The sequence below is a fragment of the Pseudoalteromonas sp. SIMBA_162 genome, from assembly GCF_046535955.1.
Taxonomy (GTDB): domain Bacteria; phylum Pseudomonadota; class Gammaproteobacteria; order Enterobacterales; family Alteromonadaceae; genus Pseudoalteromonas; species Pseudoalteromonas marina.
Genome location: NZ_JAWJBQ010000533.1, coordinates 1 through 266, shown reverse-complemented (window position 1 = coordinate 266; position 266 = coordinate 1). Strand labels below are relative to the sequence as shown.

At 61.3% G+C, this 266-nt stretch carries 1 pseudogene; it reads left to right on the top strand.

The annotated features are described in order from the left end of the window. Nucleotides 1-18 precede the first annotated feature (18 nt). A pseudogene (locus R0J88_RS20810) lies at nt 19-266 on the top strand (polynucleotide adenylyltransferase PcnB); the annotation flags it as partial.

Below are 266 nucleotides of genomic sequence, written 5' to 3'. Positions count from 1 at the left end.
GAGGCCACGGCCGAACCGATGTACGAACTGGCCCCGCTGCTGCTGCAGATTCCGCCGGCGCGCATGTTCGAGGAAGTGCTCAAGCTGTTCATGTCCGGCTATGCACTGGAAACCTTCCATCTCCTGCGTGAGTTTGGTCTGTTCCAGATGCTGTTCCCCGAGACGGAAGAGAGCTTCGCGCATTATCAGTGGTCCATGCCGCTGATCGAGAAGGCGCTGGCCAGCACGGACGATCGCATCCGCGAAGACAAGCCGGTCACGCCGGC